The 22603-nt window shown below is 75.0% G+C and carries 17 protein-coding genes; 4 read left to right on the top strand and 13 right to left on the bottom strand.

Annotated features, from left to right (window positions below):
• Positions 1-145 precede the first annotated feature (145 nt).
• Entirely contained in the window at positions 146-4057 is a 3912-nt protein-coding gene (locus ACFY4B_RS19910) for a LysM peptidoglycan-binding domain-containing protein (protein WP_387969386.1), read from the top strand.
• 63 nt (positions 4058-4120) lie between these two features.
• On the opposite strand, the gene ACFY4B_RS19915 is transcribed toward ACFY4B_RS19910, so the two are convergent.
• On the bottom strand, positions 4121-4423 hold the full coding sequence (locus tag ACFY4B_RS19915; RefSeq protein ID WP_063780422.1) for a hypothetical protein: 303 nt from the start codon (positions 4421-4423) through the stop codon (positions 4121-4123).
• A gap of 15 nt (positions 4424-4438) precedes the next feature.
• A complete protein-coding gene (locus tag ACFY4B_RS19920; protein WP_387969389.1) occupies positions 4439-4978 on the bottom strand; it encodes an HAD domain-containing protein in 540 nt (179 codons plus the stop codon).
• Positions 4979-5150: 172 nt separating this feature from the next.
• Between ACFY4B_RS19920 and ACFY4B_RS19925 the strand changes: the two genes are divergently transcribed.
• Complete coding sequence (locus ACFY4B_RS19925) at positions 5151-7421, top strand: hypothetical protein (RefSeq protein WP_387969391.1); 2271 nt, start codon at positions 5151-5153, stop codon at positions 7419-7421.
• A gap of 134 nt (positions 7422-7555) precedes the next feature.
• Here the strand turns inward: ACFY4B_RS19925 and ACFY4B_RS19930 are convergent, their stop codons facing one another.
• The 4 genes from ACFY4B_RS19930 to ACFY4B_RS19945 form a co-directional block, all read right to left on the bottom strand.
• Positions 7556-8926 carry a S8 family serine peptidase gene (locus ACFY4B_RS19930; RefSeq protein WP_049655521.1) on the bottom strand — a complete coding sequence of 457 codons (1371 nt, stop codon included), beginning with the start codon at positions 8924-8926 and terminating at the stop codon, positions 7556-7558.
• A 209-nt stretch (positions 8927-9135) separates the two neighbouring features.
• Positions 9136-9894, bottom strand: a complete 759-nt coding sequence (gene fabG, locus ACFY4B_RS19935; protein ID WP_049655523.1) for a 3-oxoacyl-ACP reductase FabG — start codon at positions 9892-9894, stop codon at positions 9136-9138.
• A gap of 144 nt (positions 9895-10038) precedes the next feature.
• Entirely contained in the window at positions 10039-11238 is a 1200-nt protein-coding gene (locus ACFY4B_RS19940) for an acetyl-CoA C-acyltransferase (protein ID WP_049655525.1), read from the bottom strand.
• Between the two features lie 71 nt (positions 11239-11309).
• Entirely contained in the window at positions 11310-12473 is a 1164-nt protein-coding gene (locus ACFY4B_RS19945) for an acyl-CoA dehydrogenase family protein (protein ID WP_387969394.1), read from the bottom strand.
• A gap of 173 nt (positions 12474-12646) precedes the next feature.
• Between ACFY4B_RS19945 and ACFY4B_RS19950 the strand changes: the two genes are divergently transcribed.
• On the top strand, positions 12647-13309 hold the full coding sequence (locus ACFY4B_RS19950; RefSeq protein ID WP_387969396.1) for a TetR/AcrR family transcriptional regulator: 663 nt from the start codon (positions 12647-12649) through the stop codon (positions 13307-13309).
• 107 nt (positions 13310-13416) lie between these two features.
• Here ACFY4B_RS19950 and ACFY4B_RS19955 read toward each other — a convergent pair whose 3' ends face one another.
• The 7 genes from ACFY4B_RS19955 to ACFY4B_RS19985 all read right to left on the bottom strand — a co-directional run bounded on the left by ACFY4B_RS19955 (position 13417) and on the right by ACFY4B_RS19985 (position 21518).
• Positions 13417-14844, bottom strand: coding sequence for a sugar porter family MFS transporter (locus ACFY4B_RS19955; protein WP_387969740.1), 1428 nt, complete (start codon positions 14842-14844; stop codon positions 13417-13419).
• Positions 14845-14985: 141 nt separating this feature from the next.
• Complete coding sequence (egtD, locus tag ACFY4B_RS19960; RefSeq protein ID WP_074004338.1) at positions 14986-15957, bottom strand: L-histidine N(alpha)-methyltransferase; 972 nt, start codon at positions 15955-15957, stop codon at positions 14986-14988.
• A 44-nt stretch (positions 15958-16001) separates the two neighbouring features.
• Positions 16002-16751: an ergothioneine biosynthesis protein EgtC gene (gene egtC, locus ACFY4B_RS19965; protein WP_387969399.1), complete on the bottom strand. Its 750-nt coding sequence runs from the start codon at positions 16749-16751 to the stop codon at positions 16002-16004.
• On the bottom strand, positions 16751-18157 hold the full coding sequence (gene egtB / locus ACFY4B_RS19970) for an ergothioneine biosynthesis protein EgtB (protein ID WP_387969402.1): 1407 nt from the start codon (positions 18155-18157) through the stop codon (positions 16751-16753). Before egtB ends, egtC begins: the two co-directional genes overlap by 1 nt.
• Positions 18154-19434: an ergothioneine biosynthesis glutamate--cysteine ligase EgtA gene (gene egtA, locus ACFY4B_RS19975; RefSeq protein WP_387969405.1), complete on the bottom strand. Its 1281-nt coding sequence runs from the start codon at positions 19432-19434 to the stop codon at positions 18154-18156. The genes egtB and egtA overlap by 4 nt, the downstream gene beginning before the upstream one ends.
• Before the next feature lie 273 nt (positions 19435-19707).
• Positions 19708-20958, bottom strand: a complete 1251-nt coding sequence (locus ACFY4B_RS19980; RefSeq protein WP_387969408.1) for an aminotransferase class I/II-fold pyridoxal phosphate-dependent enzyme — start codon at positions 20956-20958, stop codon at positions 19708-19710.
• Between the two features lie 50 nt (positions 20959-21008).
• Positions 21009-21518 carry an SRPBCC family protein gene (locus ACFY4B_RS19985; protein ID WP_387969410.1) on the bottom strand — a complete coding sequence of 170 codons (510 nt, stop codon included), beginning with the start codon at positions 21516-21518 and terminating at the stop codon, positions 21009-21011.
• 248 nt (positions 21519-21766) lie between these two features.
• Here ACFY4B_RS19985 and ACFY4B_RS19990 point away from each other — a divergent pair, with 248 nt between their 5' ends.
• Positions 21767-22573 carry an SAM-dependent methyltransferase gene (locus ACFY4B_RS19990; protein ID WP_049659216.1) on the top strand — a complete coding sequence of 269 codons (807 nt, stop codon included), beginning with the start codon at positions 21767-21769 and terminating at the stop codon, positions 22571-22573.
• Positions 22574-22603: the final 30 nt, after the last annotated feature.

Consider the following 22603-nt stretch of genomic DNA (forward strand, 5'->3'; position numbering starts at 1 on the left):
GCCACGTGCCAAGGATCAGGCCCGTACCGCCCAGGCCCGAAACGGCCAGGCCCCCAACGGCCGGGCCGGGACGTCCCATCGGGCCGGCGGTGCCCGAAGGCCCGCCGCCCCGGCGCCCCGACCACCCCGTGGCCGCGGCCGCGCCGTGATCACCGCGCTCGGCGCGCTGGTCGCCCTGCTCGCGCTGCTGTTCGGCGTCCCCGCGCTGCTGCTGTACGGCACCGACGCGGTCGCCGGGATGGGCGAGGTCGCCTCGGGCGGGGTGGGCGAGGCGCTCACCAGTCCGGACGACGGAAGCCTGTTCCTCTGGGCGCTGGTGGTGGTCGGCTGGATCGCCTGGGCCTGCTTCGCGCTCTCCGTCCTGCTGGAGATCCCGGCCCAGCTGCGCGGCCGGATCGCCCGCCGCATCCCGGCCTTCGGCTGGAGCCAGCGGCTCGCCGCCGGGCTGGTCGGCTCGGTGCTCGCCCTGCTCCCGGTGGCCGGCTCGGCCTTCGCGGCCGTCCCCGAGCCGAACCACAGCCCGGTCGTCCAGGCGCAGTTGACGCCGGGCGTGCAGCGCGCCGCACTGCCCGCCGCGCAGGCCGCGCCGGCCCTGACACCGGCCGCCGAGCAGCAGAGCACGTACACCGTCCGGGACGCCCGGCCGGCCGACAGCCTGTGGTCCATCGCCGAGCGCCAACTGGGCTCGGGGGAACGCTGGGTGGAGATCGCCAAGCTCAACGACGGCCGGGTGATGGGCGATTCGGGCATCCGCTTCGACGCCGACCGGCCGATCCAGCCCGGCTGGGAGCTGCTGATGCCGGCGGACGCCAAGCCGGACGAGGCGAGGACGCCGGCGCCGCCCGCCCCGGCCCCCTCGGGCGACCCGGCGCAGGGCGCGCCACAGGAGACGCCGCAGAGCGCTCCGCAGTCCGGGACGGAGGCCGGCGGGCCCGGTGGCGCGGGCGGTGCGGCCGGCTCCGGCGGCCAGCGGACCGTCACCGTCCAGACCGGGGAGAGCCTGTCGGCCATCGCCCAGCGGGAGCTGGGGGACGGGGAGCAGTGGCCGAAGCTGTTCGAGGCGAACAAGGGGGCGCAGGCCCCGGACGGGACGCAGTTGACCGACCCGGACGTGGTGGTGCCGGGGATGGTGCTCACCGTCCCGGGGGCGGGGGCTGCCGCACCGGCGCCCGCACCGGCTCCCGCTGATCAGGCTCCGGCCGACCAGGCCCCGGCCCCAGCGCCGGCCCCCGCCGACCAGGCTCCGGCGCCGGGTGCTCCCGCGCCGGGCGCGCCGCAGTCGGCCCCGGCGCCCGCGCCCACGCACGCGCCGGCCCACGCGCCCGCCCCCGCCGCGCACGCCGACCCGGCCCCCAGCGACGACTACACCGTCGCCCTCTCGGCCTCCACCGTCGGCGTCCTGCTCGCGGCCGTCATGGTCGGCGCCGTCGCCCACAAGCGCGGCACCCAGCAGCGCGCCCGCCGCCCCCGGCACCGCATCGCGATGCCCGAGGCCGAGGCCGCCGCCTTCGAGAACGAGCTGATGGCCCGGCAGGACCAGGCCGGACTGGACCTGCTGGACCGCTCCCTGCGCACCCTGGCCCGCAACACCGTGCGCGGCGGCAAGCGGCTGCCCGCCATCGTCGCCGCCCGGATCACCCCGGGCCGGACCATCGAACTGCACCTGTCCGGACCGGCCACCCCGATCGCGCCGTTCCGCGCCGCGCACGCCGCCAACGTGTGGTGGTGCAGCGCCGACTCGGGCGACCTGCTCAGCCCCGGCCAGGCCCGGAAGACTGCCGCGCCCTACCCCGCGCTGGTCACCCTCGGCACCTCGCCGGACGGCTCGGTGGTCCTCGCCGACCTGGAGGCCGTCCGGCTGCTCCACCTGTCCGGCCACCCGGACGACGCCCGCGACGTGCTGCGCACCCTCGCCGTCGAACTGGCCCACAGCCCGCTCGCCGACCGGCTCCACCTGCACCTGGTGGACCTCGCCGAGGAGGTGCCGATCAGCGGCCCGGCCGCCGAACGCGTGCACCGCCACCCCACCCTGGAGGCCGCGCTCGCCGCCCTCGGCCCGCGCACCGCCAAGGCCCGCGCCACCCTCGTCGCCGCCGAGGCCACCAGCCCGCGCGAGGCCCGCAGCCGGGGCCAGGCCGACGAGTCCTGGACGCCCGAGATCGTGCTCTGCGCCCACCAGCCCGGCGGGGACGTCCCGGCCGAGCTCGGACGCCTGCTCGACGCCCGTCCGCGCACCTGCGTCGCCGTCATCACCCGCGCCCCCGAGCGCGGCACCGGCCCGGTCGCCCGCTGGACCCTGCCGGCCTCCGGCCAGGCCGCGATCCCGGGCCTGCACCTCACGGTCGAGCTGCAGCGGCTCAGCGACCGGCAGTACGACCAGGTCGCCGAGCTGCTCCGGGTCGCCGACGACACCACCCAGCACCCGGCCCCGGCCTGGACGCTGGACGGGCCGGAGGACGACACCGACACCACCGAACTGCCCGCCGCCGTCCCGGTGCTGGCCGCCGTCGGGGCCTCGGCCGCCGTGGCGGTCCCGGCCATCGGGGCTTCGACCGGCGGAGGTCCGGCTGCCGCGGCTCCGGTCGGCGGGGCTTCGACCGGCGGGGCCTCCGTCGGTGGGGCTTCCGCCGGCAGGACTTCCGTCGGCGGGGCTTCGGCAGGCGGGGCTTCGGCAGGCGGGGCGGAGGAGGGCGCGGCCGCCGGTCCCCGGCTGCTCGCCCGGGTCATCGGCACCGGCGCCAGCCCGTTCGCGGGCACCGATCCGGTGGCGCCCGCTCCGACCCCTGCCGCGCTGCCGCCCGCGGCGTCGAGTCCGGCTCCGGCTCCGGCGCCTGCCCCGGCCGGCCCCGCGCGGTTCGCCGTCAACGGGCAGGGACGGCAGGCGGCGACCGACGAGACCACCCGCGACCTGCGCCGGCCGGGCCTGGCGGAGGACGAGGGGACGGCCGGGCCGGGGGACACCGGCTCGGAGTCCACGGCGACGGTCGTGCTCGCCGTCCAGCCGGTCGTGCCGCAGCCCGTCGTGGCGGAGCCGACCGCGTCGAAGACGGCCGAGGGCCTTGTGCCGTCGACCGAGCCCGTTCCCGCTGCCGCTGCCGCTCCCGAGGCTGCCGTCGCCCTCGGGACCGGACCGGCCGGGACGGCGGAGACCGCGGAGGCCGTCGAAGCCGCCGAGGCCGTCGGTACGGAGCAGCCCGGCCCCGCCGCCGTCGCCCCGGTCGCCCGGACGACGCCCGGCCGCAGCGACAGCGACGACCTGCTCGCCATCCTCCGCTCCCCGGAGGCGCACGCCCCCCGCAACGCCCCCCGGATCCGGCTGCTCGGCCCGGTGGACGTCGCGGGAGTCCTCGGCGCCGCCGCACCCGGCGCGCTGCCCCGGCTCACCGAACTGGCCGTCTACCTGGCGCTGCGCCCCGGGTCCGACCGCCACGCGCTCGACCACGACCTGCACCCCGGCGCGGCGCACCTCGACCCGCACCCCACCGCGGCCGGCTCCGAGAGCCCGCTGCCGGCCAAACTCGCCGACCTGGCGGCCTGGTTCGGCACCTCGCCGGAGGGCCGCGTCTTCCTGCCCACCGAGGGCACCGAGGGCTACTCCTTCGCCCCGGCGGTCACCTGCGACTGGGACGAGTTCCGCGGCCTCTACCGGCGCGGCATGCGCAGCACCAGCGCCACCGCCGACGCGGCCCTCGCCCACGCCCTGGCCCTGGTCCGCGGCGCGCCGTTCGCCGAGGCCCCGCCGGCCTCGTACGGCTGGGCCGAGGCCGAGCGGCAGGACATGATCGCGGCGATCGTCGACACGGCCCACGAACTGGCCGCCCGCCGCCTGCAGTACGGCGACCACCGCAGCGCCGAGGCCGCCGTCTTCCGCGGCCTCGCCGTCGCCCCGGACGTCGAACTGCTGCACCGGGACCTCTTCTACGCCTACGCCTCTGCCGGCGCCCGGGACCAACTCCTGCGCGCCGTCAACCGGTTGGACGCCCTCAGCCGCCGGACCGGCCGGGACCTGGACGCCGACACCGTCGCCCTGCTGCGGGACCTGCTCGCGGGCTCCTGACGCCGCGACCGCCCGTCCGGCCACTCCTGTTCCAGGGGTGGCCGGACGGGTTTCCGGGAGCGGTCACTCCTCCCAGGAGAAGGGCCGGCAGGCACAGGTGCCGTCGCGCGCCGGTTCGGCGGCCGAGTGGACGTCCTGGACGACGGCCTCCGGAACCCGTGCCACGGCCACCAGGACCCGCCGGTCATCCGCCGGGGTCCGCGCGACCACCTCGACCTGCTCCTGCTCCTCCGCCGTCGCCCGGACGAGCGAGCTGAACACGTACGTCCCGCCCTCGACGCCGTACCCGTCCGCCCACAGCTCGACCAACGCCCCGCCGTGCAGGGCCAGATGCCAGCGGGACGGTGTTCCGGCGACGGGTTCCATGGCGGGGCAGTGTAGTCAGGCCGTCCGCAGCCAGGCGTCCAGCGCGGCGAAGTCCGCCTCGGTGAGCCCGCGTCGGGGATCGACCCGGTGGAGCAGGGCGCGGGCGGGGGAGTGGGCGGCGACCCAGCGGCGGTCGGCCCCGGTGATCTCGTCGTCCACCCAGGCGAACGGCCGCCCGCCCGCCCAGGCGACCAGCGTGCGGGTCTTCCAGTGCAGGCCCTGCGGCGGGTACGTGGCGTCCGCGGTGTCCGCGTCCTCCGCGTCGTCCACCGGCCAGTCCACGACGGGCAGTCGGGGCAGGCCGAGCCAGGGTGCGAGGCACTCGTTGGCGTCCTCCAGCCAGGTGGTGGCCCACACCGGCTCGGCCGGCAGGCGGAGCAGCCGAGGGCCCAACTCCGGGTCCACGCGGGAGATCAGCGGGTTCCCGCCCGGAGTCGTGCCGGAGGGGACGTGCGGGCTGCGGTGGACGGGGTAGCCGCCCGGCGGCGGGTCCCCGAAGGGGATCAGCGGACCGTCCACGTCGAGGAAGAGCAGCGGGCGATCGGTATCGATCATGACGGCACCTTAGCGGGCGGCGCGGGCGGTGTGGCGCGCCGATCGGCCACCCGGCCTGGAACGGGCGAGCCGGGATCTCGTAGGGTGGCGCGCACGGAGTGTGGTGGCAGGCACCACGCAGTCGAGGGCATCAGACGCCGCGGGAGCGGCGGGGCGGGGCGGTGACCAGGAGATGGCGGAGACGACAGCGGTTTCCGGAGGTCCCGACCCGGCCGGGGGCTCGGGTCCCTGGGACGCCGTACCGCCGCCCCCGCGCCTCCCGGCCGAGGAGCACCCGCCCGGCCCCGCCGCGCTGTACGAGCCGCCGCCGGCGCCCCCGGCCGCTCCCCCGGTCGCGCCGCCGCCCGCACCGCCCGTCCCGCCCACCGGATGGACCCTCACCGGGCTGCCCGCCGCCGGGGCCGCGTCCACGGCGACCCCGCCGCCGTTCCCGGTCCAGAGCGCGGCGCCGAGCGCCGCCGTCGGCGCGGGCGGGCTCGGAGCCGCGCCGCGCGGACGGATCCTGGTCATCGAGGGCGGGTACGGAACGTCCGGCCGCCGCACCTGGGGCCGCGGCGGACCGACCCAGGCACCCGTGCTCTCGGCGATGCTCGCCGCCGTCTCGCCGCAGGTGCTGCTCGCCGCGGACGCGGTGGACGCCGTCCACCTCCCCGGCGCCGGGGACCCGCACACCGTCCTCGCCCACCTGCGCGCGGCCTCCCGGCACCCCGGACCGCTGCTGATCCACCTGGGCGGCCACGTCGTCGCCGACAAGCGCGGCGGGCAGCTCCAGCTGACCCTGCGCGACGCCAAGCAGGACGGCCTCCCCTGGCAGGCTGTCGCCGCCGAGCTGAGCCACCGTCCGGCCGAGTGGCAGACCCTCGTCATCGCCGACCTGAGCGCCGACCAGAACGCCTGGCCGTACCTCCAGGGCACCGTCTCGCCGCTCAGCGAGGGGATCCCGCTCTGGGCGGTGGTCAGCCCGGACCCGGAACAGATCGGCACCTTCACCCGCGCCCTGATCGAGGCGCTGCACGGCGGGCGGCCCGGCGCGGGCGAGGTGCTCGCGCCGGAGCAGCTGCGTCAGCAGGTGTACTCGGTGCTGCGGCCGGACGTGGTCATCCTGGCCACGCACGCCCCGGACCGGCCGTTCTTCCGCAACACCGCCCGTCGCGGCGAGGGCCTGCCGGCCGAGGTGGCACCGCTGCCGACCGCCGGTACGGCGCCCTCCGACGCGCCGCCGCCCCCGGTGGCGCCGACGGCGCCGCTGCCGCGTCCGGCGGAGCCCCGGGACGCCGCTCCCGAATGGCCGGTAGCGGCCCCGGCCGGGGCGCCCGCGTCGTCGGCCGGGTCGGCGGGGGCGGTCGGGTCCGCTGCGTTCGCCGGGTCTCCGGTGGCCGCGGGCGGTCCGGTCAGCCTGGTCAAGCCGGGCGTACCGCCCACCCCGCCGCGGCCGGCCCGCCCGGTCAGCCTGCAGAAGGCGGGCGGGAGCGTCGAGGCGCCAGGCGTGACCCTGCGCAAGCCCGCCCCGGCCGACACCGTGCCCGAGGGCGGCGCGTCCCCGGCGGGCGTCACGCTCCTCAAGTCCCGGCCGGAGCCGGTGGACGGTGCCGTCGCCGAGCCCGAACTCCCGCAGGAGGAAGCCGCGGTGGCCGCCGAAGCTGCGGCGGAGGCGGTCGGGACCGTGGCCGAGCCGGTGGCCGAGGAGGCAGCGGAGGAGACGAGCGAGGAGGCAGCCGAGGGCGCTGCCGGGGAGGTCGTCGAGGAGGCTCCCGAGGCCGCGGAGGAGCCCAGGGACGCCGTCCCGGTGGAGTCCGTGCCGACGGACGAGGCGCCCGCCGAGCAGGAGTCCGCCGGGCAGGCTCCCGCCGATGTCGTTCCGGTGGACGGGACACCTTCTGACGAGGTGCCGGCCGACGCCGTGCCGCAGGACGAAGCGCCGGCCGAGGACGCTCCCGCCGACGCGCCGCCCGCCCCGAGTGACGTCCCTGCCGACGCCCCAGCCGACGAGGCAGCGGCGGCCGCTACGCCCCGCGCGGACTACCGCGAGGTCATCGGACGGATCGTCCGTAGCGCCGAGGCCGGGGACCACGCCGCCGCCACCGACCTGGCCTTCGCCCTCGAACTGGAGGCGATCGCCGAGCACGGTGCCGTCTCCGAGCCGGTGCTGCAGGTCCGGCAGGTCCGGGCGCACGTCTGCCGGCTCGCGGGCCGGTCGGCCGAGGCCGCGGACATCTACCGCGAGGTGGCGCTGACCCTGCTCCGTTCGCAGGGCCCGGACCATGTGGAGACCCAGCGGGCGGCCACTAACGCCGAGGCCTGCTGGCGCGCGATCGCCGACCGTGCGGAGGCCATCCGGATCGCCCCGGAGATCATCGAACTGCGCGCCTACCTCCCGGGCCCCGACGGCCGCAAGCTCCGCGCCGCCGAGCGCTACCTCGCCCAGTTGGCCGCGACCGGCTGACAGCCGGCGGTCGGCGGGCGACAGCTGACGGATAACAGCAGACGGAAAACAGCGAACAGCGGACAGATTTCAAAATCTGTCCGCTGTCGTCTGTTATCTGTTACTTGTCACCCGTCACCCGGTGACCCGCCGGTTCACCGACCGGCGACCGCGTGCACGAACTTCGCGCCGTCGATGGTGCCCAGGCCGCTGGCGAGGTCGTAGCCCTCGGTCGCGTTGTAGCCGGTGACGCCGTTCCAGCCGTTGTCGCCCTGCTTCACGTCCACGATGCCGCTCCACTTGCTCGGCAGCAGGTTCATGCCGTACAGGCGCCAGTTGAGCTGGCCGAGGCGGTGGCCGGCGAGCTGGTCGGCGAGCGCGACGACGCCCGAGAACAGCGGGGTGGCCTCGCTGGTGCCGCCGGTGAGGTGCCAGCCGACCGAGGTCGGGTCGTAGGACTCGTAGGTCCAGGCGGCGCCGTCCACGGCCGCGCTCATGCTGATGTCCGGGGTGCCGCGGTGGTTGCCGGTGACGTTGGCGACGCCGGCCTGGTACCACGGACGCTCGAAGATGCCCGAGACGCCACCGCCGCCGGCGCCGGACTTGTCGTGCCACACCTTGTCGGGCGCGGTGCGGTTGCCCTTGTCGTCCAGGGTGAGCTGGGTGCCGCCGATGGAGGTGACCAGCGGGTCCGAGGACGGCCAGGAGTTGACCTTGTACGGGTACAGGTCGGTGCCGTTCTCCTGGGCGTCGGTGGCGCCGTTGTCGCCGGAGGCGGCGAGCACCGTCACGTTGTGGTCGGCCGCGGCCTGGAAGGCGTAGCGCAGGTCGGTGAGCGACTTGAAGTCGCCCTTGTCGTACCCCGGGAAGGTGTTCTCGGTGGCGCCGAAGCTCTGCGAGATGACGTCGGCGCGGCCGGCCTTGATGAGGGCCTTCTCGGCGTCCATCATCTCGGGCAGGCCGGTGGTGCCCTCGGTCTCGGCGACGCCGGTCTCGACCAGGATGATGTGCGCGTCGGGGGCGATCGCGTGGGCGTACTCGACGTCCAGGGTGGTCTCGCCGGCCCAGCCGGTGTGGTCGGGGTTCTTCGGGTCCCAGGTGGGGACGTTGCCCCACTTGACCACCTCGACGTTGGTGTCCGGGATGCCCCACTGCTTGTCGAAGACCTCCAGGTCGTGCTGGATGGTCGGCGAGCCGAAGGAGTCGACGATGACGATGGTGCGGCCCTTGCCGGTGATGCCCTCCTGGTACAGCGGGTCCAGGTTGTAGGCGGTCCGGTACTGCAGCGGCGAGTAGCAGTGGATACCGACCTGGCTGACGCACTGGGTGGTGCTCAGCGGGGCGGGGCGGCCCTGGGCGTTGTGGTGCCCGAAGGAGGCGGGGCGGACGTGGACGCCCGTGAGATCGTGCGCGGGGGCGGCGATCGCGGTGCCGGCGGCCGGTACGGCGACGGTACCGGCCGTGAGGGCGGTGGCCCCCACGGCGAGCAGGGCCAGGGCGCGGCGGAGGGTGGCGGGGCTGCCCATGGGACTCCTTGGGGCGCAGGGCCCGACCTGGTTCGGTCGGGTCGGTGCGGCCATCCCATCGAGAGCTGCATGATCATGCCATAGTCATTTGGTGGGGCCATGTGATCAAGGACATGGTCATACTCGGCCACGCGAAAAGGTAAAGGCCGTCCCAGGGGAAAGTAACCCCCCACCCGGGACGGCGACATGACGACACGTCAGACAACCGCCTAGCGTGCTCCGCCGTTGACGTACAGCGTCTGCCCGCTGACGTAGGAGGCCTCCTCGCTGGCCAGGAAGGCGACGACCGAGGCGACCTCCTCCGGCTGCCCGACCCGGCGCAGCGGCGTCCGGGCGGCGACCTCGGTCTGGTGCTCCTCGGCGCTGCTGCCGACCCGCTCGGCGGTGGCCGCGGTCATCGCGGTGGCGATGTACCCGGGCGCGACGGCGTTGACATTGACGTTGAACGGCCCGAGCTCGATCGCCAGGGTCGCGGTGAGGCCCTGGATGCCGGCCTTGGCGGCCGCGTAGTTGGCCTGGCCCCGGTTGCCGAGGGCGGAGCGCGAGCTGAGCGAGACGATCTTCCCGTACTTCTGCGCCACCATGTACTTCTGCGCGACGTGGCTGCAGTTGTACGCGCTGGTCAGGTTGACCGTCAGCACCGCGTCCCAGTCGGCCTTCGGCATCTTGAAGAACAGGTTGTCCCGGGTGATCCCGGCGTTGTTGACCAGGATGTGCACCCCGCCGAGGTCCGCCGCGACCTGCGCGAACACCGCCTCCACGGCGTCGTAGTCGGCCACGTCGCAGCCGTACGCCCGGGCGGTGCCGCCCTTGGCGGTGATCTCGGCGACCGTCCCGGCCGCCCGCTCGGCGGTGAGGTCGACGACGGCGACCGCCGCGCCCTCCTCCGCCAGCAGGCGGGCGGTGGCCGCCCCGATGCCCTGGGCCGCGCCGGTCACCACGGCGACCTTCCCCGCGAACCGCGTCATGTGAACTCCTCGGAAGTCTGGAGGTTGAAGGTCGGTCCGGGCCCTGGAGGCTCGGACCGACGGAGGTTTGGATCAACAGAGGTGTGGACCAACAGAGTTGTGGATCGACAGAGGTGTGGATCGACGGACGGGGGGCGCCGGTCGTCAGACGTTCTCGACGAGCACGGCCGTACCCTGCCCCACGCCCACGCACATGGTGGCCAGACCGCGCCGGGCACCGGTACGGCGCATCCGGTGCAGCAGGGTGGTGAGGATGCGGGCGCCGGAGCCGCCCAGGGGGTGGCCGAGCGCGATCGCGCCGCCGCTGGGGTTGACCACCTCCTCGGCCCGCTCCGGGCTGAACCCGATGCCGTCGGCGGAGGCGAGCGCCTGGGCCGCGAAGGCCTCGTTCAGCTCGGCGGTGTCCAGGTCGGCGAGCGACCAGCCGGCCCGCGCGAGCACCTTCGCCGTGGCCGGGACCGGGCCGATGCCCATGACGTCCGGGTGCACCCCGGCCGAGGCGCCGGCCACGTACCGGCCGAGCGGCCGCAGCCCGAGGTCGTGCAGCGCCTCCTCGCCGACCAGGAGCAGCCCGGCCGCGCCGTCGTTCATCGGCGAGGCGTTCCCGGCGGTGACCGTGCCCCCGGGTCGGAACACCGGCTTGAGGCCGGCGAGCTTCGCCAGGCTGGTGTCCTCGCGGATGCCCTCGTCGCGGCCCACCGTCACGCCGTCCGGCCGCTCGACCGGGACGAGTTCCGCGTCGAAGTGCCCGTCCTCGCGGGCGGCGCCGGCCCGCTGGTGGCTGCGCAGCGCGAAGGCGTCCTGGCGCTCCCGGCCGATGCCGTACCGGGTGGCCACCTCCTCGGCGGTCTCGCCCATGCTGAGCACGCCGTGCAGTTCGGCCATCCGCGGGTTGGTGAGCCGCCAGCCGAGCCGGGTGTCGAAGGTCTCCATCCGGTGCGGCAGCGCCTCGTCGGGGCGGGGGAGGACGAAGGGGGCGCGGGTCATCGACTCGCAGCCGCCGGCCAGCACCACGTCCGCCTCGCCGGAGCCGATGGCCCGGGCGGCGAGGGTGACGGCCTCCAGGCCGGAGGCGCAGAGCCGGTTGACGGTGGCCCCGGGGACGGTCTCCGGCAGGCCGGCCAGCAGCACGGCCATCCGGGCGGCGTTGCGGTTGTCCTCGCCGGCCTGGTTGGCGGCGCCCCAGTAGACGTCGTCGATCCGGGCCGGGTCGAGCGCGGGGACGTCGGCGAGCAGGGCGCGCAGCACGGTGGCCGAGAGGTCGTCCGGGCGGACCGTGGCGAGCGCACCGCGCAGTCGGCCGATGGGTGTGCGGCGGGCGGCGGCGAAGTAGACGGGACGCACGTCGTCGGGCTCCTTCTCGGGAAACGGGTGGCGGGGCAGGCGGCGGGGCAGGGCGGCTTGGCAGGCCGGCGTCAGAAGGCGTTGACGCCGGTCAGGGCGCGTCCGATGAGCAGCTGGTGGATCTGGCTGGTGCCCTCGTAGAGCGTCATCACCCGCGCGTCGCGCAGGTACTTGCCGACGGGGTACTCGTCGATGAACCCGTAGCCGCCGAAGACCTGGAGCGCGTTGTTGGCGGCCCGGACGGCGGCCTCGCTGGCGTACAGCTTGGCGACGGAGGACTCGGTGGCGAACGGCAGGCCGCGGTCGATGTGGTCGGCGACCTTCCAGGTGAGCAGCCGGGCCGCCTCGACGTCCACGGCGATGCCGGCCAGCAGCTCCTGGACGAGCTGGTGCGAGGCGATCGGCTTGCCGAACTGCTCGCGCTCGCCCGCGTAGCGGACGGCGGTCTCCAGGCAGGCCCGGGCGATGCCGACGCAGCCGGCCGCCACCGACATCCGGCCCTTGGCCAGCGCGGCCATCGCCACCGTGAACCCCTTGCCGACCTCGCCGAGCCGGGCGCTGTCCGGCACCCGGACGTCCTCGAAGGAGAGGCCGGCGGTGGCCTGGCCGCGCAGGCCGAGCTTGCCGTGGATCTCGGTGCGGGTGAAGCCGGGCAGGTCGGTGGGGACCAGGAAGGCGGTGATGCCCCGGTGGCCCCGCTGCTCGGGCGCGTCGCCGCCGGTGCGGGCGAAGACCAGGGCGACGTCGGCCCAGGTGCCGTTGGTGATGAAGGTCTTGGCGCCGTTGATCAGCCAGTCCCCGCCGTCCCGGACGGCGCGGGTGGTGAGGTTGGCGGCGTCCGATCCGGTGCCCGGCTCGGTGAGCGCGAAGCAGGCGAGCGCCTCGCCCGAGGTGAGCCGGGGCAGCCAGTGCCGCTTCTGCTCCTCGGTGCCGAAGGCGTTGACCGACTTGCCGACCAGGCCGAGCGAGACCGAGACGATCCCGCGCACGGCCGAGTCGCCGCGCCCGAGTTCCTCCAGGACCAGGCAGTACGCCAGGTGGTCGCCGCCGCTGCCGCCGTACTCCTCCGGGATGGTCAGCCCGAGGAAGCCGACCTTCGCCAGCTTGCCGATGATCGCGCGGTCGACGGACTCGGCGCGGTCCCACTCGGCGGCGTGCGGCACGACCTCGCGGTCGGTGAAGGAGGCGGCGAGGTCCCGGACGGCGCTCTGCTCCTCGGACAACTCCAGGTTCACGGCGGCTCCCGAATCCGGTGTCCAGGGCCCCGACCCCAGGGCCGGACCCATTAAACTAGCGCTGCAAGTTTTATGGGGGGACTGTAGCCCCGCCCCGCCCGCGCTGGGAAGGGGCACCTGCCAGAATCGGTCCCCAGCACACCCGACCGGAGGAACCGGAGGCACCCGCCGCGATGGCCCGTCCACGCACCCCGCTGCTCAGCCGCGAGCGCATCGTCGCCGCCGCGCTGCGGCTGATCGACGACGAGGGGCTGGACGCCCTCTCCACGCGCCGGCTCGCCAGCGAGCTGTCGGTCAGCGGGCCCTCGCTCTACAACCACTTCGCCACCAAGGACGAGCTGCTGGACGCGGTGGTGGACAGCGTCATCGGCGAGGTCGACCTGTCGATGTTCGGCACCACCGGGGTTGCCGGAGCCGGTGGGGGCTCCTGGCCGGAGGCGCTGCGCGACTGGGCCCGCTCCTACCGTGCCGCGCTGGCCGCCCACCCCAACATCGTCCCGGTGCTCGCCCAGGGCCCCGGGCGCCGGCCGAACGCCCTGCGGCTGGCCGACGCCGTCTTCGGCCACCTGGTCGAGTCCGGGTGGCCGCGCGGTCAGGCGACCAGGATCGGCGCGCTGATGCGCTACTTCGTCACCGGCTCGGCGCTCGCCTCCTTCGCGGCCGGCTTCCCCGCCGACGCCGAGGTCTACGACGCGGCCGACTACCCGCACCTCGGCGAGGCGCACCGGCTGGCCGGGCACCGCGGGACGGTGGACGAGGGCGCCTTCGAGACCGGGCTGGAGGCGCTGCTCGACGGGCTCGCCCTGCGCTACGCCCGGCTCGCCGAGCGGCCCTGAGACGAGGCTGGAGGGGCCCGGTCGAGCGGAAACGATTCGGCCCCCGCACCCCGCGCTGATCGCGCCGGGGGTACGGGGGCCGAGAGGTTGTCGGGCCGACGGGCGGATCAGCCCATGTCCTCCAGCCGGACGCCCTTGGTCTCCTTCATGAACTTCGCCACGAAGAGGATGGAGAGCGCCGCGAAGGCGGCGTAGATCAGGTAGGTCGCCGACAGGTTCCAGCGCGACATGGACGGGAACGAGACGGTGATCACCCAGTTCGCGATCCACTGCGCGGAGGCGGCGACGGAGAGCGCGGCGGCGCGGATCCGGTTCGGGAACATCTCGCCGAGCATCACCCAGACGACGACGCCCCAGGACATCGCGAAGAACAGCACGAAGGCGTTGGCGGCGACCAGCGCGACGGTGCCCTGGAGGTCGGGCAGGGTGAGGTTGTCCCCGCTGCCGGTGGCCGAGGAGAAGGCCCAGCCGGCGGTGCCGAGCGCGACCGCCATGCCGGCCGAGCCGATCAGGGCGAGCGGCTTGCGGCCGACCCGGTCGACCAGCACGATCGCGATCACGGTGCCGAGGATGTTGATCACCGAGCCGACGAAGCTGATCAGCAGCGAGTTGCCCTGGTCGATGCCGACCGACTGCCACAGGATCGACGAGTAGTAGAAGATCACGTTGATGCCGACCAGCTGCTGGAAGACCGACAGGCCGATGCCGACCCAGACGATCGGGAGCAGGCCGAAGCGGCCGCCGAGCAGGTCGCGGAAGCGCGGGCGGTGGTCGGAGGCGATCAGCGCCTGGACCTCGGCGATCCGGGCGTCGGTGTCCACGCCCTCGCCCTCGACCTCGGCGAGCACCTTGCGGGCGTCGTCCAGGCGCTCGGCCTGGATCAGGTAGCGCGGGGACTCGGGGATCACCGAGGCGAGCACGAAGTAGACCGCGGCCGGGACGACGCAGATGCCGAGCATCCACTGCCAGGCCTCCAGGCCGAGCAGCCGGCCGCGGGTGTCGCCGCCGGCCGCCTGCGCCAGCACCCAGTTGACCAGCTGGGATATCGCGATGCCGAGCACGATCGCGGCCTGCTGGAAGGAGGCCAGCCGGCCCCGGTACTTGGTCGGCGCGACCTCGGCGATGTAGGTCGGGGCGATCACCGAGGCGATGCCGATGGCCGCGCCGCCGAGGACGCGCCAGAGGGCGAGGTCCCAGGCGGAGAACGGCAGCATCGAGCCGACCGCGCTGATCGCGAACAGCAGGGCGCCCGCCTTCATGACCTTGATGCGGCCGTACCGGTCGGCGAACCGTCCGGCGACCGCGGCGCCGACCGCCGAGCCCAGCAGGGCCGAGGAGACGATCAGACCGGTCACGCCGCTGCCGACGCCGAACTTCTCCTGGATGCCGGAGACGGCGCCGTTGATCACGGAGCTGTCGTAGCCGAACAGGAAGCCGCCGAGGGCCGCTGCCGCGGTGATGAAGACGACGAAGCCGAGGCGGCCGGGCGCGGGGGCCTCGACCGCCCCGGAGGGCTTCTGGGTGACGCTCACGATCTGACTCCTGGTACTCAACGCTGAGCTCGGTAGCCGAGATCGTAACCCCTATTCGTTTAAGTCTTGTACACCGGGAACCTCAAGTTTCGCTCTGAGAATTCGTAAGGTGAACAAGCAAATTGGGCCGTCCGGGCAAGGCGGTCAGGCCGGCGAGGCGAGCGAGAGCCCGAACCGGCCCTCCGGGTCGGTCCACCAGTGGCTCAGCCGCAGCCCGGCCGCCGCCAGTTCCCCGGCCACCCGCTCCCGGCGGAACTTCGCCGACACCTCGGTGCGCAGCTCCTCGCCCCGGGCGAAGTGCACCGGCAGGTCCAGGGCCGGGATCTTCACGGACTGCGCGCGCAGCGAGCGCAGCCGCATCTCGATCCACTCCTGCTCGGCGTCCCAGAGCGCGACGTGCTCGAAGGCGTCCGGGTCGAAGTCGGCGCCCAGCTCGCGGTTGAGCACGTTCAGCACGTTCCGGTTGAACTCGGCGGTCACCCCGGCGGAGTCGTCGTAGGCGGCGACCAGCACCGCCGGGTCCTTGACCAGGTCGGTGCCGAGCAGCAGGAAGTCGCCCGGGTCGAGGGCGGTGCGCAGGCCGTGCAGGAAGGCCGCGCGCTCAAGGGGCAGCAGGTTGCCGAGGGTGCCGCCGAGGAAGGCGACCAGGCGCGGGCCGCCCTCCGGGGGCAGGCCGAGCCCGGCGGTGAAGTCGGCGAGCACGCCGTGCACCGCGAGCCCGGGGTACTCGGCGGAGATGGCGGCGCCGGCCGCGGTCAGCGCGCTCTCGCTGACGTCCACCGGGACGTACGTCTCCAGGGTGCCGAGCGCGCGCAGGGCGTCCAGCAGCAGCCGGGTCTTCTCGGAGGAGCCGGAGCCCAGCTCCACCAGGGTGCGGGCCCCGGTGGCGGCGGCGATCTCGCCGGCCCGGGCGGTCAGGATGGCCCGCTCCGCCCGGGTCGGGTAGTACTCGGGCAGCCGGGTGATCTCCTCGAACAGCTCGCTGCCCCGCGCGTCGTAGAACCACTTCGGCGGCAGCCACTTGGGCCGCGCGGTCAGTCCGTGCTGCACGTCGTGGCGCAGCGCGGTGCTGAAGTGGTCGGCGGGCAGCAGTCGGGTGAGTTCGAAGGTGTCCATGACAGGGTGGTTCCTCTGTTCAGAAGGTGAAAGAAGAGTGGGGATCAGTCGCGGCCGGGAAGGCGGCGTACGGTGACGCCGCGCGAGTCCGCCAGCAGCAGCGAACCGTCGGGGACGGACGTCCAGCCCGGCGCGTCGTCGTACGGTTCGGAGGCCACCACCGTGCCGAGGCCCGGCAGGGTGCGGTGGTACAGGGTGTCGCCCCAGGTGGTCGCGGCGATCGAGGCGCCGTCGGTGAGCAGCAGGTTGAGCCGCCCGGTGGTGTGCGCGGTGACGTCCGCGACGGTGCCCGCCAGGGCCTCGCCCGGCCCGGCGCCGTCCCGCAGCCGGTGCAGGGTGAGCGCCCACAGCAGCGCCGAGTCGGTGCGCGCCTCCAGGTCCAGCAGTTCGGCCGGGGGCAGCAGGGCGGCCAGCGCGTCCAGCTTGCCGGGCCAGCCGGCCACCGCGCCGTTGTGGCTGAACAGCCAGCGCTCGGCGGCGAACGGCGCGGCCGCGCCCTCGCCCGGTGCGCAGCCCTCGGTGGCGGACCGGACGGCGGCCAGCAGTGCCCGGGTGCGGATCACCCGGGCGAGGTCGGCGAAGGCCTCGTCCGCCCAGATCGGCCCGGTCCGGCGGTAGCGGGCGGGCACCTCGTCGCCGTCCGCGTACCAGCCGAGGCCGAAGCCGTCCGCGTTGACCGTGCCGTACTGCTGGACCCGGGGCGCCCAGGACTGCCGGTACAGCCCGTACGGCGGGTGCACCAGTAGCTCCCGGGGCGCCACCGGCTCGCCCAGGTAGGCGATGTGACGGCACATCAGTCCGCCTCCAGGTCGCGGGCGGTGCGGAACCCGGCGAAGATCTGCCGCCGGACCGGGTAGTCCCAGTTGCGGAAGGTGCCCCGGCAGGCGACCGGCGCCACCGCGAAGCAGCCGCCGCGCAGCACCTTGTGCTCGGGGCCGAAGAACACCTCCGAGTACTCCCGGTACGGCCAGGCCCGGAAGCCCGGGTAGGGGCGGAAGTCGCTGGCCGTCCACTCCCACACGTCGCCGATCAACTGGCCCACCCCGTACGGGGACCGGCCCTTCGGGTAGCTGCCCGCCCCGGCCGGGCGCAGGTGGCGCTGGCCGAGGTTGGCGTGCTCGGGGCCGGGCGGGCCGTCGCCCCAGGGGTAGCGGCGGGAGCGGCCGGTGGCCGGGTCGTGCCGGGCCGCCTTCTCCCACTCGGCCTCGGTCGGCAGCCGCCGGCCGGCCCACCGGGCGTACGCGTCCGCCTCGTACCAACTGACGTGCAGGACGGGCTCGTCCGGCTCGACCGGCGCCACCGTGCCGAAGCGCCGGCGGATCCACTGGCCGTCCTGGTGGCGCCAGAACAGCGGGGCGGTCAGGTCGGCGCGGCGGCGGTGCTCCCAGCCCTCCGGAGTCCACCAGCGCGGGTCGTCGTAGCCGCCGTCCGCGATGAACCGCTGGTAGGCGGCGTTGGTGACCGGGGTGGTGTCCAGCAGGAAGGCCGGCAGGTCGACGGTGTGCGCCGGGCGCTCGTTGTCCAGCGCCCACGGCTCGGTGTCCGTCCCCATGGTGAACGGGCCCGCGGGGATCAGGACTTCGGCGGGCAGGGCGGCCGCGTCGGCGGGCGCGGGCGGCGGCGGTGGGGCGGCCAGGGCCGGCTTGCCCTGGCGGAGCTGGTGGGTGATCAGCATCGTCTCGTCGTGCTGCTGCTCGTGCTGGGCGATCATCCCGAACGCGAACCCGGCGTCCAGCAGCGGCGCGCCCTCCAGCGGGCTCGCCGCCAGCAGGTCCAGCACCCGGCCGCGCACCTCGTGGGCGTAGGCGCGGGCCTCGGCGGGCGGCAGCAGCGGCAGGCTGGGGCGCTCGGCGCGGGGGTGCTGGAAGGCGTCGTAGAGCGGATCGATCTCGGGGTGCATCGGGTCGCGGCCGCCGACGTTGCGCAGCAGCCAGAGCTCCTCCTGGTTGCCGATGTGTGCGAGGTCCCAGACCAGCGGGGACATCAGCGGGGAGTGCTGGGCGGTGAGGTCGCCGTCCCCGACGCAGTCGGTCAGCGCGGCGGTGCGGGCGCGGGCGGCCAGCAGCTCGGTGGCGATGCTCTCGCGCAGCGCCTCGGTGCCGATGGCGGCGGCGTCAGGGGTGGCGGTGGCGGCGGTCGGGCCGGTGCTGCGGTCCGGGCCGGCCGCCTCGGTGCCCCCGTGGGGTCGGACGTCGGTCATGGTGCGGCCTCCTCCGGGGGAGCGGGTCGGGTGCCGGAGCGCAGGGCGTCCAGCTGGTCGTCGGCCGGGCAGCGGCCGCGCGCGGGGTAGCGCTCGGCGAACTCGGCGACGACGGTGCGCAGTTGACCGGCGCCGGGCAGGCGGCCCAGTGCGGCGTCGGCGGCGGCGAAGCAGGTGAGGGTGGCCCGGCGCAGCTCCGGGTCGGCCATGGCCAGGGTGGCGGCCCGGCGCCAGACCTCGCTGCGCGGCGGGCGCGGACCGTCGGTGCGTTCCAGCGGCTCCAGCGCGGCCAGCGCGGCATCGGCGGCCACCGGGTCGTCCAGCAGCGCGGTGACCAGCGCGGCGACTACCACCCAGCCGTCCCCGGGCTGGGCGTCGATCATCCGCAGCTCCAGGTGGCCGCGCGGGCGCACCGGTGGGAAGAGGGTGGTGCGGTGGTAGTCCAAGTCGTCGAGCGTGGGCGGGCGTTCGCCCGCGCCGCGGATCCAGTCGCGGAAGGTCAGCCCGGTCGGGGCCGTCCAGGGCAGGCCCTCGGGCCTTCGCACGCACAGGACTCGGGCGTCCAGCACGTACTGTGCCCAGGCCTCGCGCGGGTCGCCGTGGTCCGGCTCCGGGGCGAGCGTGCGGGTCGGGTCCATCCGGGACCAGACGGCCTGCCGGGTGGACCGATGGCCGGTCGAACTACCGTCCAGTGTCGGGGAGTTGGCGAATGCGGCGACCAGCACCGGGCCCAGCCGGTGAGCCAGTCGCCAGCGGCGCTCCACCGCGTGCGGCCCGTCCGCCTCGCCGGCGTCCAGGCAGACCTGCACCGACGCGGTGCCGGTCATCATGATGCGGCCCCAGGGCCCGGCGGAGTCGAAGAAGCGTTCCATCGCGAGGTAGCGGGGGTGGTCCAGCACCATCCGTCGGGGGCGGGCGTACGGGTCCGTCCCGGTGCCGGTGAGTCGCAGGCCCTGTGCCGCGAAGGCGGCCCGCAGGGCGGTCAGATCGCGTCGGGTGTCCTCGACGCAGGCCAGGAGGCCGGTGGCGGGCGGGGAGCTGAGCTCGACCTGTCCGCCGGGTTCGAGCGTGAGGCGCGAACCGGAGGGGAGGGAGACGCCGTCCGGTCCGCCGAGTGGCAGCGACTCCAGTGCGGCGTGGAGCAGTTCCGGTCGTACGGGGCGGGACGGACATCGATCGTCATGGACGAACCATTCGACCTCCACCCCCACCAGACGGGGCGGTCCGATCTTGAAGCAGACGCCCGACACGTGGCTGCGCGCCCCCGATTCGGTCAACGGGGTCACCCCCGGCGGGGGTGTTGGCGTGCTCTGCCGGTCGGGCGGAGTGGTGCGGGATACCGGTATCACCGGACTCACCATCCTCGGGATCACGATTGCGGCCCGGTCTACTTTGCCCAGTCTGCTACGGAGCATGCGGGGATGCCCCGCAAAAATCGTGTGAACGTTCGTTTTCGCAGGTCAGAGCTGTGGCGAACGGGTGAGTTCGGGGCTGTCAGGCCGACCGGCGGGCAGGGAGCGGTCCGTACCCGGTCGGGGCACGTGCCGGGGTCACAGGCGCTCCAGCCGCTCCAGGACGGTCGCCAGCACCGGCCCCGGCAGGGCGTAGTTCAGGCGCAGCGAACCCCGGCCGCCGGGCCCGAAGTCGGCGCCGTCGGAGGCCTCCAGACCGCAGCGCTCCAGCAGTGCCCGGCGGGCGTCGGCGGGCGGCAGGCCGAGCGCGGCGGCATCCAGCCAGAGCAGATAGGAGGCCCGCGGGGTGGCGCGGACGGCGGGCCCGAGCCGGTCGGTCAGCCGGGTGCGGGCGGCGACCAGGTGGGCGATCAGCGCCTCCAGCCAGGGCCCGCCCTCGCGCAGCGCCGCCTGCTGCACGGTCTGCTCCAGCAGGCCGCCCTCCCAGAGGCCGTAGCCGGCCAGCGCCTCGGTGAACCGGGCGCGCAGCCCGGGGTCGGGGACGAGGGCGAAACTGCTGGGGATGCCGGAGCAGTTGAAGGTCTTGCCGACGGAGTTGAGGGTGACGACGAGGGGCCGGTGCGCCGGGTCGGCGGTGGTGACGGCGACGGGGTGGGCGCGGTCGGGGTGGGTGAGGTCGCCGTGCACCTCGTCCGAGACCAGCAGCGCACCGCTCTCGGCCGCCCGGGCGGCGAGCGCGCGCACGGCGTCGGCCGGCCACACCGTGCCGGAGGGGTTGTGCGGGTTGCTCAGCAGTACGGCGCCGACGGGGCGGGGGAGCGGGCCCGACGGGAGCCGGTAGCCGCTCGGGCCCGGGTGCGGTACTTGCGGCGGGTGCGCCGGGTGCAGCGGCAGCTCGCGGTACGGGAGGCCGGCCGCGCGGCAGAGCTGGGCGAAGCCGCCCCACTCGGGGGTGGGGAAGAGGACGGGGGCCTGCGGCCGTACGGTCTCCAGGAGGAGGCGCAGCGCGGTGCGCGGGCCGCAGGGCAGCAGCAGGACCCAGTCCGGGTCGACCGCGGCGCCGTGCCGGGTGCGGTACCAGTCGGCCACCAGCGCGCGGCCGGCCGGGTCGCAGACCGTGTAGCCGTACGCGCGGTGCCGGGCGCGCCGCTCCAGCGCCTCGGCGACGGCGGGCGGTCCGGGCAGGTCCATGTCGGCGAGGCCCATCGCGATCGTTCCCGGGGCGTCCGCGCGGGCCCACTTGCTGCTGCCGGTGCCGGTGCGGTCGAAGGGGGCGTCGAAGCCGAAGCCGGGGGCGGGGACGTCGGTGGGCGCGGGGCCGGGGGTGTCGCGAACAGATGACAGATTTCGAAAGCTGTCATCTGTTCGCTGAAAGTTGTCGTCTGTCATCTGTTCGCCGCCATCCGTCCTCCGGCGCCCGTCGCCCCGCCCGACGCCCGTCACCCCGCCGCCGCCCCCGCCAGGTACGCCGCGAGCCCCCGCCGCCCACGGCGCATCATCACCGCGTGGTTGGCCCGGAACAGCGGGTGCAGCGGCAGGGCGAGCCGGCGCAGCATGGGCTTGCCGGGCCGGGTCTCCTCCTCGAACAGCACCCGGCTGCCCGGACCGCCCGGCCCGCGGGCCTCGCTCGGTCCACCCGCCTCGCCGGCCCCGCCCGCCAGGTCCGGCGTCACCGTGAACCGCGACCACCCGGCCAGGTCGCCCCGCATGGCCACCTCCAGCACCCCGGCGGCCGGGTCGCGCCGCCTCGCCGCCAGCCCGATCACCAACTGGTACGGCAGCAGCGCGCGCACCACCACGTCCCCGGAGTCCTCGCCGGTCGGTCGGACCTCGCGGATCTCCGGCCACCACAGCGGATAGCTCCGCACGTCCTCGAGGGCCGCGTACACGGCGGTCGCCGGAGCCGCGAGCCGCCAGACGCCCCGGAATCGGTAGTGGTTGGGGTCCACGGCCCCACCCTAGTCCGGGCCGGTCGCTCCGAGGGGTGAACGCCGTTGGACCGTTGCCGAGTTGGTCCGTGGCACGGCCGGTAACCGGAGGTGAATCTTCCGGAAGCGCCCGTCCGGGAGGAAGGAGGCACTCCGCTTGCACCCGTTCGGGGTGCGGGGGAGGATCTTCTGTGCTTGTAGTCTCATCAGTCACGGCAGCATCCCCTGGGCGCTGCGACCCCAGAAACCGGAGTGAAGGAGTCACAGGCATGCGGCGACCGAGCTGGGTACCGGAGGGTACGGACCTGGACAAACCGAACGCCGCGCGGGTCTACGACTACTACCTGGGGGGCTCGCACAACTTCGAGGTCGACCGGGAGATGGCCCGCAAGGCGATCGCCATGTGGCCGGAGCTGCCGCAGATCATGCGCTCCAACCGCGCCTTCCTGCGCCGCGCCGTGACCTTCCTCGCCGAGCAGGGCGTCACCCGCTTCCTGGACATCGGCTCCGGCATCCCGACCTTCGGCGCCGTGCACGAGATCGCCCGGGCGATCCGCCCCGAGGCCAAGGTGGTCTACGTGGACCGCGACCCGGTCGCCGTCGCGCACAGCCGCCTGCTGCTGGAGGACGACCACGACTGCGCCGTCGCCCAGGCCGACCTGCGCGACGTCGACGACCTGCTGGCTCGCCCCGAGGTCACCGAGCTGCTGGCGGCCGGCGAGCCCGTGGCCGTGCTGCTGGTCGCCGTCGCGCACTTCGTCGGCGACGAGGACGACCCGTGGCGGCTGATCGGAACGGTCCGCGACGCCCTCCCGCCCGGCAGCGCGCTGGTGCTCTCGCACGCCGCCCTGGAGAGCCGCCCCGACCAGGCCGAGGACCACCAGAAGCTCTACCAGCGGACGCCGACCCCGCTGACCATGCGCACCCACGAGCAGATCACCGCGATGTTCTCCGGCTTCGAGCTGGTCGAGCCGGGCGTGGTGCACCTGCCGCTGTGGCGTCCGGACCAGCCGGGTACGGTCGGTGAGCACCCCGAGCGGATCGCCGGGGTGGCGGGCGTGGGGATCCGCCCTTGAGCGGACGCGACGGACGAGGCACCGACGGCC

This window comes from Kitasatospora sp. NPDC001261, assembly GCF_042896795.1.
Taxonomy (GTDB): Bacteria; Actinomycetota; Actinomycetes; order Streptomycetales; family Streptomycetaceae; genus Kitasatospora.

Excerpts from the sequence above, each read along its gene's own strand:
- ACFY4B_RS19915 (WP_063780422.1), bottom strand. The coding sequence starts at position 4,423 with ATGGAACCCGTCGCCGGAACACCGTCCCGCTGGCATCTGGCCCTGCAC.
- ACFY4B_RS19920 (WP_387969389.1), bottom strand. The coding sequence starts at position 4,978 with ATGATCGATACCGATCGCCCGCTGCTCTTCCTCGACGTGGACGGTCCG.
- ACFY4B_RS19925 (WP_387969391.1), top strand. The coding sequence starts at position 5,151 with ATGGCGGAGACGACAGCGGTTTCCGGAGGTCCCGACCCGGCCGGGGGC.
- ACFY4B_RS19930 (WP_049655521.1), bottom strand. The coding sequence starts at position 8,926 with ATGGGCAGCCCCGCCACCCTCCGCCGCGCCCTGGCCCTGCTCGCCGTG.
- fabG (WP_049655523.1), bottom strand. The coding sequence starts at position 9,894 with ATGACGCGGTTCGCGGGGAAGGTCGCCGTGGTGACCGGCGCGGCCCAG.
- ACFY4B_RS19950 (WP_387969396.1), top strand. The coding sequence starts at position 12,647 with ATGGCCCGTCCACGCACCCCGCTGCTCAGCCGCGAGCGCATCGTCGCC.
- egtD (WP_074004338.1), bottom strand. The coding sequence starts at position 15,957 with ATGGACACCTTCGAACTCACCCGACTGCTGCCCGCCGACCACTTCAGC.
- egtC (WP_387969399.1), bottom strand. The coding sequence starts at position 16,751 with ATGTGCCGTCACATCGCCTACCTGGGCGAGCCGGTGGCGCCCCGGGAG.
- egtB (WP_387969402.1), bottom strand. The coding sequence starts at position 18,157 with ATGACCGACGTCCGACCCCACGGGGGCACCGAGGCGGCCGGCCCGGAC.
- ACFY4B_RS19980 (WP_387969408.1), bottom strand. The coding sequence starts at position 20,958 with ATGACAGACGACAACTTTCAGCGAACAGATGACAGCTTTCGAAATCTG.
- ACFY4B_RS19990 (WP_049659216.1), top strand. The coding sequence starts at position 21,767 with ATGCGGCGACCGAGCTGGGTACCGGAGGGTACGGACCTGGACAAACCG.